Here is a 12,103-nt window from a genome sequence, read left to right on the forward strand (position 1 = left end):
AATTGAAGAAAAAGAAAAATTAAATCTGGATCAATTGAAGAATATATACGAAAATAAATGGTTAGCCCAATCAGGATTGCGTGGAGCCTGTCAATTATATTGGAATGATAGTCCATATGCAATGATTAATGATTTATATCCAAATCAATTTAAAGAATGGGAATTTAAGATGACACCTAGTGGTTTTTGGACGAGAGAAAAAGCGCTAGATGCATTACGGTGGACAATTGAAGAAAAAGAAAAGCTGACAGATAATCAATTATTACAGCAATACACAATGCAGTGGCTTAAAAGTCATAGACTATGGACACCTGTAGTAAGATACTGGAATGGAAGCCCATACGCAATGATTAATGACCTATATCCAAATAAATATATAAAAAGTTCATTCAGAGGATATATAAATAAAGCTTAACTTGATAAACAGCAAACTATATTTTCTTGATGGGAGAAATATCTAATAACTAATTGGCACGATTAATAACAATATAAAAACAGTAAAAAATGCTATTGTTTTAAAAATGAATTTAAGGTTTTAGAGGAGGATATTTATGCAAGCAAACAAAATTCTATTTATTTTTAAAGTAATTAGGCTACTAGCAATAGTTATCTTATTTCTTCTCTTTTATTTTACACATCAATTATCTTATCTCTATTTTTCAATTCCTTTCATTCTTGAAAGGTTCACTAGAAATATTTAAAAAAACAAAGTTTTATAGATGAAAACAAGTTAGCAACTTCAGCAATGAAGCAATAGCTTGTTTTCATCTATCCTTAACCCCCATTTTTATATATTTATTACTCTTTTTCATATGTCTCACAAGTCATTAATATAACTCCACCATTTAAGCTCCTCTGCCCCAGTATCTAAAACTTAAGATTTTAGCATTATATTAATAAAAAAAGTAAGAAATTTATATGAGGATTTCGTTATAGATTTTCCTAAAATGAAAATTTTGTGAACTTTATAACAAGATAACTTGTTAAACCATTTTCAATAACTTATAATCTTAACTGTGTATGGTGTGTATGGTGTGCATCATACACAGTCACACTTGTCGATGGAGAGGTATTTAAATGAAAATTATTTTAAATAATGCATCAAATCAACCTTTATATCAACAAATAAAGGAACAAATTAAAGATTCTATATTTAATAATGAATTGACGGAAGGTGAACAATTACCATCAATCCGTGTATTGGCTAATGATTTACATGTAAGTATGTTAACCACAAAAAGAGTTTATGCGGAACTAGAATCCGAAGGTTTTATCGTTACCAGGGTTGGAAAAGGTACTTATGTAGCATCTACAAACTTGGAATTATTAATGGAATCAAAGCGTCATATGGTTGAAGTAAAATTGACAGAAGTGTACAAAATGGCTCGAAGTATTGGAATCCATAATGAGGAACTCTATTCGATGTTAGATTTAATCTTAAAGGAGGAAAATGAAGAATGAATGCAGTGTTAGAAGTGAAGAATCTAAACAAAGCTTATGAGAATTTTTCATTAAAAGACGTGACATTTTCACTTAACCAGGACTGTATAACTGGTTTTATTGGTACTAATGGTTCTGGGAAAACTACTACTATTAAAGCTATCCTCGGGCTTATACTCAAAGATTCGGGTAAAATTAATTTTTTAGAAAAGGATATAGATAAACATGAACGAAAATCCAAAAATAAAATTGGTGTCGTGTTAGACGAAGGGTACTTTTACGATGAATTAACATTAAAAGAAATGAAGAAAGTAATCGCCCCTTCCTATACTGAATGGGATGAGCAGGTTTTTTTAAAGTATATTAAACGATTTAATTTAAATCTAGGACAAAAAATTTCTACCCTCTCCAAAGGAATGCGAATGAAATTTGCAGTTGCTCTAGCTTTATCCCACCACGCAGATTTATTAATAATGGATGAACCCACAAGTGGACTTGATCCATTGGTTCGAAGTGAACTAATAGACATACTTCTAGATTTTATGAAAGAACCAGGAAAGAGTGTCTTTTTTTCTACTCATATTATCTCAGATTTAGATAAAATAGCAGACATGATTATTTTGATAGATGATGGTCAAATATTAATTGATGAAGAAAAAGATGCACTAGTGGAAACACATGCATTAGTAAAAGGTGATAATCAATTGATTAATAATCAAACAGAAAAACTCTTTTTGAATTTGAGTCAAACTAAATATGGATTTGAAGGGATTACTCATAAAATAGATGATGTGTGCCGGCTTATGCCTGGTGTTTTGATGGAAAGACCAACTATAGAAGATATAATGCTGTCTTATATTGGAGGAAACAACTATGCTAATTAATCTTGTTGTAAAAGACATACTATTAGTAAAAAGATATTTTTCTATTTTACTCGTTTTTGCAGCTATTGCACCAATCTATCTTTCTACTCAGTTACAACTCAACGATGGTGGACTTATTGGTTTTCTTTTAACAGTAGTTTTTATGGAGCATATTTTGTTTGGTACAATATCCAAGTTCGAAGACAAATACAAAGGAGCAACTCTACTTTGTGCAACACCATATACTAGAAGTGCCTTTGTAAAAGCAAAATATCTCTTTCTGTTGGTAGTTTTTCTTTGCGCCTCAATTATTAGAATGATAACTTCAATTATTATACCATCTGGTATCGAGAATCTTAGTATAAACGCTCTCGGACTAACATTCTTAGTTGTTAGTATTTTGTTTGGAATACTACTCCCTTTCCAATTTAAATTTGGTTTTGATAAAACAAGAATGATTTCTTTTATTGTTGTCTTTTTGACACCTTTTGTAGCTCCTACTCTTATAAAAGAAATTCAGTTGAGCCATCTGAATTTTACACTCCCTCTTCCATTCCCATCAATTATCATGGCATGGATGCCTTGTCTCATTTCAATAGTTATTGGCATTATATCAATGATAATTTCACTAAAGATATATGCAAAAAAAGATTTATAATTAGTTTAAGGGGCATTTTAAAAAATATGTTTTATCGCCCCATACTTATCGAAGTTACGTCAACGCACAAGATACTTCAGTTCTCAGCGTAGGAACTACTGAAAAAGCCTACTAAGAAAGCTGGTAGATACATCGATGTTAGCAGGTTTCTTTCACTTCGAACATTTCGTTATTTACTTTCTAAATTTTGAGCATTGATTTATGTCTCGATTAAAATGCATCCCTTGTCAATTAAGTGATGTATCTTAGATACTTATTTGATAAAAAAGGAAGGATGAATGTTCAATCAACCGACACAACTACTTCTTAGAAAGTGTGTTATAGTTAATTCAGAATCAATACTGCTTAGCAGCATTAATTCTCACCTATCTTTTATTTATTTGTTTTTACACCAACTTAAAGGAAAGACCAACTATATTTTTAGTTGGTCTTTCCTTTTGTTATTAGAATACGATTAAGAATCACTTAATTTATATACACATTACCATTTATTTTAAGATAATGTACATATGCTTCCGATAGAATTCTACCGTTCTCTTAATAAAATATGAAAAACATAACTAGTTAAGGTACCTTTCAAAAAAATCGAAACAAAAAGAACTTGTAATATATAATTACAAGTTCTTTTTATCGTAGCTTCAACACATTGGAACTATAAACTTGTAAACAACAACATTAGAGGAAGGGGTGAATTATCCCCTTAAAATGATTATATAACTAATATTCATATTTTGAGATTGAAACCTTGAACATTTCGTTAATTTTAACCATCACCTTAATATTCTTCATTTTTAACATACATAAACATTTATAATTCTGTACATTACAATAAAATCAAATAACCTAAAAATATTTGTGAAATTTTTTATATTTTTTTGATATTAATTGAATATTTTATGATTATCATTTCATTTTCACTCTAATATTGCCATGTTTCTAGATTGCTATTAGAGATTTACCTTCTAAAACATACTTAAAATTGGTTAGTATTGAATACATTGACTGAAAATTGAGAAATCAAATGCATATTGATACTATTATGATATAAATTATCTGTCAGTCTAACTTCCATTACCCACAATAATGTTTTTCTATATATGTATAGAAATAATTTATCTGTCAGTAATTTATAGTTTATTATCATACATTAAAAAGGAGGAAGTAAAATTATGAAGAAGAAAATCATTACAGCAACTGCTCTGGCTGCAACATTAGCTACAGGGGCATTACCTACAACATCAGTATTTGCTGCTGAGACAGTTGCTCCTATCCAACAACAGGAATCACAAGTTAGTATTCAACCGTTTGCACAAAGTAATCTAGAAACGGCTGTTCAAGCTGCATTAAATGGTCCCGAAGTAAAAAAAATAAAAGTATTTGAGCATGAATTTAATGTAAAAGAAATTGAAGTTGTGGATCGAGGTGCAGCCGGTAAAGATGTATACGGACAAATCTCTCATCATTTAAGCTTCCGTCCAGATGATCAACTTTACTATAAATTCACAAAAAAAGATGGTGAGGTAACGGGATTCGAATTCCATATTGATAGAGGCGGCTGGACACCAATTGTAACTCCACTCTTATCACTTCTTGCTGCATATAACGGAATTCCTGTTAATCCAAATGATTTAAATTCACTCGGTCAACAACTTGGAAAAGTTATCGATGGTAGTTGGGAACATGCAGGACAATCTATTGCTACTGCAGTTAGTTTAAGCTTTAATGAGAAATAAGCTTATAGGCATTATTTAGGATTACAGAGAAGTATTATTCATAAATTTTTCTAAAATGATATTATATGTAACAAATCCATTTCTAACTTTAATGCAGTAATAAGAGAGAGACTCTCCCCAAAAGTCTTTTGATCTCAGATATGGAATTCATATAATTTTGTCATATAATATCTACATTAATTTACATTAATAATTATGTAAATATTACCGATTTTAATAAATCATTGTACTTCGGAAAACAGACGTCTAGTTTAAGACTTCTGTTTTCTTTGTATAATATTAGATTTAAATTGCATGCCCTATAAAGTACATGAAGTATGATAATATACTTTGTCATCATTTCACTAAACTTGCACATGATTATTTTGGCCTTCCCATCCTTGTATGATTACATTTCTAAACTTATGTTCCCAGTGTACGATGGCTTTTGAGCAAATCTAAATGAGAATATCCCACTCTAAATTTTAAAGCTAACACAATATTTTAAGGCCAATGAAAATAGTAAATCTGATGGTAGCTAACATATTATCTTATTTGACTTACTTTCTTTTTAACTTTACAAACCTTTTGGTACCTATTATAAATTTGGCACTATTTATAAAAACTAAATTTCCAAATTAATATAGTCCGTTATTCTCATGCTGGACTTTATGCATATGGTAAAAGCACCCAAATTATTATATAAGACTAATCTGTTTAAAATCAGGAGAGATATAATGAAGAAAATAAAGATAAAAAAACATTTAAAAATCGGGATTCTTACTTGTTTTACACTAGCGAGTTTATGTACAACTTCAATTGTATTTGCTGATAGACATTCAGGTTATTCATATGACTCCGATTTAGGTTATCGAAATCCAAACTGGATGTCAAAATTGGAAGATACAAAAAGAATAAGCGAATTATCTATTCCAGGTACTCATGGTTCTATGGCTTTACATGGAGCGAGTTTTATTGATGAGAATTTGACAAGAAATCAAACAATGCCCCTACCTCAGCAGTTCAATGCAGGAATACGGTATGTAGACATGCGTGTTAAACGTGTGAAAAATTCTTTTGCCATGCAGCATGGTATTGTGAATCAAAAAGCAATGTTTGAAGATGTATTAAAAGAAACAATCCAATTTTTAAGAGAAAACCCTCAAGAAACAATTTTAATGCGCTTAAAAGAGGAAACTGATCCAGAGAACGGCTCACAGTCATTCGAGGAGATATTTAAAAGTTATAAAGACCGTAATGTGTCCTATTTTTGGGAACCTAATTCTGTGCCATTTTCAGAAAGAAATAACCCTAAGTTAGGAGATATCCGTGGAAAAATTGTAATACTACAAAACTTCTCAGCAGTTGAAGAATACGGAATTAATTATGAATCATTAAATATCCAAGATAATTTTGAAGTTAGCGCTGGACCGGATGGAATGTATGAGAAATGGAGTGCAGTAAAAAACCAGCTTCTAAAGGCAAATAACGACTCTAACAATAATCATATCTATCTCAACCATTTTAGTGGTACAGGTGGCGCTACAGCATTATGGAATAATTATTATCCTTGGTTTGTTGCAAGTGGAAAGGAAAATCGAGATACTGGTAGTAACCCACAGTTAATTCAAAAAAACACAACAAATGAATGGAAAGACTTCCCTCGTGATACAAATGGTCAAGTATTTTATGGTGGAATGAATACAATGGGGACAGATTTCATACTACAAGGTGGTATCAGACATTCTGGTATCATTGCAGCTGATTTTCCAGGTCCAGGTTTAATAGATAGTATCATTAAATTAAATGGGATAAACGTTAATGAAAAAGAGATATTAATTTCCCAAATTTCTTCTGACTCTAAGCCATTGCCTGGAGAAAAGAACCGATCCAGCCAAAACTTTAGTATAAATAATTTACCCCCAGGGACAATCGGTTTAAAATGGATTATTGAACCTACCCAGGGAGAGACTTCTGACAGTATCTCTTTCAATATTATGGTCGATGTTTCTCTGGGTCTAGATCGTGTTAGTTGGAGCAATATTTCAAATGAATCCAGGACTGCAGCAGATACAAATTCTAAATATTATATCGCAAATCCAAGTGGTGTGAATCACCCATTTACAGTAAAAGTATATGCTATCACCAATTAAATTTTTTAAAGGATTTCTTTATCCCTCCGTCGGCTTAAGAAGTTCAATTACCTTATGTATCAAAAGAACATTCTCTCCAGGTATGCTATATTAAAGGAAATAAAGAATCCAGTGAACTTAAAAAAATTTCATATGACATATCTTTAGGATTTTGAACTACCCCCACTTTCACTTCGTTTAGAAGTGGGGGATTCCTAAGTAAAGAGTTCTATCGAACTCTAATTGATTAGGCTAACCCCGCAGTCCTTGCGGTTAGAAGCCTTATCGCTTCATTCTTTAGATTGATACTTGCGTTAATATCCCTATCATGGTGTGTACGACAAGAAGGACAGTCCCATTCACGTAGGTTTAGATTTTTAACGTCTTTATTTTGATATCCACAACAAGAACATAATTGGCTGGAAGCAAATGTTTTCGATACGACAATGACTTGTTTGCCATACCATTTTGCTTTGTATTCTAACATTGATCGAAATTGCAACCAAGATACCTCACTAATTGCTTTTGCTAACTTATGATTCTTTAACATATTTGATACTTGCAAATCCTCTATACCGATAACATCGTGGCTTTTGATGATTTCAGTTGAGATTTTGTCTAAGTAATCTTTTCTAGCATTTGATATGTATTCATGAATTCTAGCTACTTTTACTCGTTGTTTATTCCAGCGAGAAGATCCTTTCATTCTTCTAGAAAGAACACGCTGTGCTTTCGCCAACTTATCTTCTAATGATCGGAAAAACTTCGGATTTTCATAGGGTGTTCCATCTGACAAAATGGCGAAATCTTTTAGTCCTACATCTATCCCAATGTAAGAATGTGTTTTCGGAAGTTCTTGTACTTCTATTTCAACTAATAGTGACATAAAATATCTACCAGAAGGGTTTCGTCTAACAGTCGCATTTACAATACGTCCCTCTACTTCACGACTTTTGGCAAATCGAACAAGGCCTAGTTTGGGCAACTTTATTTTGTTCCCTACAACGGCAATATTTTCATTTGTTTTTTTTGTGGTATAAGATTGTACGTTATTCTTCTTGGATTTGAAACGCGGGGCACTATTTTGTTTTTTGAAAAATCGTGTATATGCGTCCGCAAGGTTGCGAACAGACGACTGAATCGCAATACTATCCACTTCTTTGAGCCAAACGAACTCTTTCTTCATGGCAGGAAGTTTGGCAGAGCATGTACCATATGTTAAACCTTTTCCAGTCTCTTTGTATGCGTGATCCCATAGGGATAGGAAATGATTGAATACAAAGCGAGAACAACCTATCGTTTTGTTAATTAGAATTGCTTGTGCTTGATTTGGATAGATACGAAACTTATAAGCTTTATTAATTATCATTTGATTCACCTCCATTTCGGTATATGACTATTATATACCAAACGTACATTCGATAGGTAGTGGAGTAAAACTTTCTGTAAATTGAACAATTAAGATGGCTTCCTGCCATCCCTTGTTCGAAGCCAATTCATCTCCCACCTACTCACTGGACTGTGACCCTTCACACTCCTTGAGGAAGGAGTCTTCTTGGCTAAAATGATAAAAATTTGAATTTCAAAACACCCAGGAATACAATGAATATAGTATATACCTTATTTTTTAGAAAGAAGGATTGAACATGAAAACCAAAGTAGCTAAATCAATTCAAAATTTGCAATTGAAATCCTTTGAAATGATGACAAATTCTTTTTCTTTTAAATCTATTTTGCGTGGAACTGGTATGACTTTTGTAATTATTTTTGGATCATCTTTGATTAACGATTCTTCGTTATTTTCATTAAATTCTTTGATGGTGATATTGGGTTTCTTTTTAATCTTTACGCCATATATGTTTAATATTGCTGAGAAGTCTAATATATAACTTAATTTCCGACGTTTAATCATTGACTTAAAAATCATTAAGCACCCAAAACAAGAAATTCACACACTTTTAATTAAAAGGTGTGAATTTTTTTGTTTGGGTCTATTTGCTCTTAAATTTATAGTTAAGTGATACTACTTCAATTAATTAATTTTTATTTCTAGTTTAAAATTATGCACATGGGTAGCCTGTATCTTCTCTACAATACAATTCCCCTTATTTAACTATTTATATAGTCTAGATTTAAAAGTAAACATACCTAATCCCCCTATACAAAACTGTAAGAGTATCTTCAACCTTTTAATATTATATTTATATAAAATTTACCCTTTCTTGAAAACATACTATACTATAAAATTAAATTAACAAATATTATTTATTGGAGGTTCATAATGAATAAAACAGAACTAATTAACCAAGTATCCGAGAAAACATCACTTACTAAAAAAGATGCTACCGCATCTGTACAAGCTATCCTAGATCAAATTACACAATCTCTTCAAAAAGAGGAATCCGTACAGTTAATTGGATTTGGTACATTTGAAGTACGTGAGCGTTCTGCACGTACTGGGCGCAATCCCCAAACGGGCGAAGAAATGCATATCCCAGGAGGAAAAGTACCTGCATTTAAAGCTGGGAAAGCTTTAAAAGAGGCTGTTAAATAAGGATTAAATTATCTATCTAAAAAGGAATGGAGATTTTTATCTCCATTCCTTTTTAGATTAATCATATATTTTTTCGGAAAATAATTAACTAGTTTTTTATCATTTTCACGATTTTCATACCCTGCAAACTCTTCTAATCATAGAATTTGTTTTTTAGATGCTAGACGCATCTTTTACTGCTAATTTTTTCTTACTTAAATAAACAGCTCGATCTGATTTTTTTGCAACTTCTTGTGAATGTGTCACAACAATTACACATTTCCCTTCTTGATGGGCTAGCTCCTGGAACAAATTAATGATATCATTTGCTGTTTCTTCATCAAGGTTTCCTGTCGGCTCATCTGCAATCAGTAAATCAACATTACAAGATAGTGCTCGAGCAATTGCTACACGTTGTTGTTGCCCTCCGCTTAGTTGTAAGACATTTCGCTTAGCTTCTACTTCTGTGATTCCTACCTTTTCTAATAATTCTAATGCTCTTGCTTTTTTATTTTGTACCTTCACACCTGTAATTTCCATTGCTGTTAGGACATTTTGAAGAGCAGTCATATAGGTAATCAAATTATAAGATTGGAAAATTACAGATACATTTTGATTACGGTATCGATCCAAACCTATTTTTCGAATATCCTTGCCATTATACAGTACATAACCATTTTTAGGTATATCCAGCCCACAACCTAAGCTTAGAGTTGTGGTTTTACCAGATCCAGATGGTCCTAAAATTGTGTAAAAATGCCCTTTTTGAAAAGAAAAATTCACATTATCTAGTATCGTTACTTTTTTTCCATTACTTTCATAATAATAATCTAAGTTTTTAAATTGTAAAATTGTCTCCATATCGAGCCTCCTTATTCATCTTTTAAAAGAATTTGTTTTGGATTTAAGCGTAGAATAGATAATGCAGGAAGAAGTGTTGCTAATATAGCAATAGCTAGTCCAATCCCCCCCATTTTCCCTACGTCTTCTCCTGTTACACTTACATTAATTTTATTAATTGGATCCTCTTTTTGATTTTGTACAGTACCACCTGGTCCAGCCACCATTACAGTTCCATTTTGAGAGGTGTCTGTTTCTTCGTCTGCTGTAGCAATTTCACTTGAAAGTAAATTATCCCCTATATATTGAGAAACTTTAGTTCCTGTTGTTATGGATAATCCAAATGCTAAAATAGCGATACATACTACTTCTACTACGAACTGCGCCATCAGCTTCCACTTTTTCTCTCCAATGGACAATAGAATCCCCATTTCCTTACGACGTGTTTTAATCGATAACATAATAATTAAACCTAATATAATCGCACCTGCAATTGATACAATATAAATAATCATTTGAGAGGTTGATGAAATATTTTCGATAGGGCCAATCATTTGTTTGTACAACGAATCATTTGCGTCTAACTTAAAATAATTAAAATCAATATCAAATTTCTTTGCTTCTTTTTTAAACGCATCAATGTTTTGTGGATCGTTCAAGAAATACACGATTTGAATACCACTACCCATACCTTCATCTGTTTCTAATTTTTTCAATGCAGAATAAGGCATATATAGCTTATTAGCTGGGTCCATCATAGGAGGGGCATGTTCACCCATTGGCTTCTCATTCGTTTCATAAATACCAATAATTTCAAATTCGAGAGTTTTCTTCTTATCCCCTGATTGAATTTTCACCTTATCTCCTACTTTTAAATTGTTTTGTTCCGCTAATCGTTTTTCCATTAAAGTTACATTTTGATCTTTTACCTGTTCTGTAATTGGTTTTCCATCAATGATTTTACTTTTTCCATTTTTAAAACTTTCGTGTAATGCAGTTTTGCGAACTCCTTCCATCACAAGAGAAGAATTCATATCTATTTCTGTACCCGAACCTGATCCACCTGCTACTGCCACCATTCCTGCTTTACCTTTTCCTTCTTCACCTTCTGAAGCACCTACTAGTTTAAATCCATCTGAAATTCCGAAGGTATTGGTTATGTAGTTATAGTCTTTTACATACTTGGACTTCGCTAATCGATCTGCTTCTTTTGTGTTGAGCTTTGGTGGTTTAGGCATCTCTCCAGTTTCCCTAGCTTGTTGACCTAATTTATCAAAATTAAGACCTAAAGTGACATCTGCGCCTAGTTTTTTTCTTGCTGCATCCGCAGCTTTTTTTGATGCATTTTGAATTGTGAATCCCGCCAATACTAAATTTGTAACAATTAGAAAGACCGCCATCAAAATTAACGATGTTCCTATCCTTTTTTTCATACTGAGAATTGCGCGTTTTATAAAATTCATTTTTCCTAACCTCCTTGATAGTTGTTATTCTAAATACACTATCTGGAGTTTATATGAAGATATTCAGTAGATTATCTAAAGATATTAGGGTTTATCTGGAGTGCATATGTAGTGATTTGTTAATATAGTCAAGAAAAGCTGGAAAACAAATTAAAATATGTAATCGATTTTGAACATTGGTAAAGAGTCAGTCCATTTAATGTGGAATGAGGACAAACGGAATAATAATAATATTAATAGGTATAAAATATTAGTCACCAACTAATTAACTTGAGGAAGGAATACAAACACGGGATAACTCCCTTTATTTATGACCCATACAGTACAAGATGAGATACTATCGCTAGAAAAATTAGCCTCCTACACGGAATAACAATGCGGGCATTCTTTTTGCTTCATGACATTTACCACCTCTGATATATCTAGTACCCACACAAAAAGCACATATAAAAAAACCACCGA

The 12,103-nt window shown here is 32.0% G+C and carries 11 protein-coding genes; 8 read left to right on the plus strand and 3 right to left on the minus strand.

Annotated features, from left to right (window positions below):
- From MR160_RS16525 to MR160_RS16550, 6 genes are all read left to right on the plus strand, one after another.
- Positions 1-415: DUF4046 domain-containing protein (locus MR160_RS16525; protein WP_481746734.1), on the plus strand; the 415-nt coding region annotated here is incomplete at its 5' end.
- Positions 416-1,077: 662 nt separating this feature from the next.
- Positions 1,078-1,461, plus strand: a complete 384-nt coding sequence (locus MR160_RS16530) for a GntR family transcriptional regulator (protein ID WP_242297743.1) — start codon at positions 1,078-1,080, stop codon at positions 1,459-1,461.
- The gene (locus tag MR160_RS16535; protein ID WP_242297744.1) at positions 1,458-2,324 is read left to right on the plus strand and encodes an ABC transporter ATP-binding protein; all 867 of its coding nucleotides are present in this window, start codon (positions 1,458-1,460) and stop codon (positions 2,322-2,324) included. Before MR160_RS16530 ends, MR160_RS16535 begins: the two co-directional genes overlap by 4 nt.
- Positions 2,314-2,961 (plus strand): ABC-2 transporter permease, encoded by a 648-nt coding sequence (locus tag MR160_RS16540; RefSeq protein ID WP_242297745.1) that lies wholly within the window; start codon positions 2,314-2,316, stop codon positions 2,959-2,961. The genes MR160_RS16535 and MR160_RS16540 overlap by 11 nt, the downstream gene beginning before the upstream one ends.
- Positions 2,962-4,130: 1,169 nt before the next feature.
- A complete protein-coding gene (locus tag MR160_RS16545; protein ID WP_242297746.1) occupies positions 4,131-4,694 on the plus strand; it encodes a methyltransferase in 564 nt (187 codons plus the stop codon).
- A gap of 716 nt (positions 4,695-5,410) precedes the next feature.
- Positions 5,411-6,826 (plus strand): phosphatidylinositol-specific phospholipase C, encoded by a 1,416-nt coding sequence (locus MR160_RS16550; protein ID WP_242297748.1) that lies wholly within the window; start codon positions 5,411-5,413, stop codon positions 6,824-6,826.
- Between the two features lie 226 nt (positions 6,827-7,052).
- On the opposite strand, the gene tnpB is transcribed toward MR160_RS16550, so the two are convergent.
- Positions 7,053-8,174 carry an IS200/IS605 family element RNA-guided endonuclease TnpB gene (gene tnpB / locus MR160_RS16555; protein ID WP_242297763.1) on the minus strand — a complete coding sequence of 374 codons (1,122 nt, stop codon included), beginning with the start codon at positions 8,172-8,174 and terminating at the stop codon, positions 7,053-7,055.
- A gap of 277 nt (positions 8,175-8,451) precedes the next feature.
- Between tnpB and MR160_RS16560 the strand changes: the two genes are divergently transcribed.
- Complete coding sequence (locus MR160_RS16560; RefSeq protein WP_242297764.1) at positions 8,452-8,694, plus strand: hypothetical protein; 243 nt, start codon at positions 8,452-8,454, stop codon at positions 8,692-8,694.
- A 392-nt stretch (positions 8,695-9,086) separates the two neighbouring features.
- Positions 9,087-9,359 (plus strand): HU family DNA-binding protein, encoded by a 273-nt coding sequence (locus tag MR160_RS16565; protein ID WP_016083288.1) that lies wholly within the window; start codon positions 9,087-9,089, stop codon positions 9,357-9,359.
- Between the two features lie 153 nt (positions 9,360-9,512).
- On the opposite strand, the gene MR160_RS16570 is transcribed toward MR160_RS16565, so the two are convergent.
- Positions 9,513-10,199, minus strand: a complete 687-nt coding sequence (locus MR160_RS16570) for an ABC transporter ATP-binding protein (RefSeq protein ID WP_242297765.1) — start codon at positions 10,197-10,199, stop codon at positions 9,513-9,515.
- A gap of 11 nt (positions 10,200-10,210) precedes the next feature.
- Positions 10,211-11,641, minus strand: a complete 1,431-nt coding sequence (locus MR160_RS16575) for an ABC transporter permease (RefSeq protein WP_242297766.1) — start codon at positions 11,639-11,641, stop codon at positions 10,211-10,213.
- Between the last annotated feature and the right edge of the window lie 462 nt (positions 11,642-12,103).

The sequence above is a fragment of the Bacillus cereus group sp. BfR-BA-01382 genome, assembly GCF_022663475.1.
GTDB lineage: Bacteria > Bacillota > Bacilli > Bacillales > Bacillaceae_G > Bacillus_A > Bacillus_A thuringiensis_S.

What these genes read in the sequence shown, in the direction of transcription:
- MR160_RS16565 (WP_016083288.1), top strand. Translation starts at nt 9,087, where the DNA reads ATGAATAAAACAGAACTAATTAACCAAGTATCCGAGAAAACATCACTT.
- MR160_RS16540 (WP_242297745.1), top strand. Translation starts at nt 2,314, where the DNA reads ATGCTAATTAATCTTGTTGTAAAAGACATACTATTAGTAAAAAGATAT.
- MR160_RS16550 (WP_242297748.1), top strand. Translation starts at nt 5,411, where the DNA reads ATGAAGAAAATAAAGATAAAAAAACATTTAAAAATCGGGATTCTTACT.
- MR160_RS16570 (WP_242297765.1), bottom strand. Translation starts at nt 10,199, where the DNA reads ATGGAGACAATTTTACAATTTAAAAACTTAGATTATTATTATGAAAGT.
- MR160_RS16530 (WP_242297743.1), top strand. Translation starts at nt 1,078, where the DNA reads ATGAAAATTATTTTAAATAATGCATCAAATCAACCTTTATATCAACAA.
- MR160_RS16560 (WP_242297764.1), top strand. Translation starts at nt 8,452, where the DNA reads ATGAAAACCAAAGTAGCTAAATCAATTCAAAATTTGCAATTGAAATCC.
- MR160_RS16545 (WP_242297746.1), top strand. Translation starts at nt 4,131, where the DNA reads ATGAAGAAGAAAATCATTACAGCAACTGCTCTGGCTGCAACATTAGCT.
- MR160_RS16575 (WP_242297766.1), bottom strand. Translation starts at nt 11,641, where the DNA reads ATGAATTTTATAAAACGCGCAATTCTCAGTATGAAAAAAAGGATAGGA.
- tnpB (WP_242297763.1), bottom strand. Translation starts at nt 8,174, where the DNA reads ATGATAATTAATAAAGCTTATAAGTTTCGTATCTATCCAAATCAAGCA.
- MR160_RS16535 (WP_242297744.1), top strand. Translation starts at nt 1,458, where the DNA reads ATGAATGCAGTGTTAGAAGTGAAGAATCTAAACAAAGCTTATGAGAAT.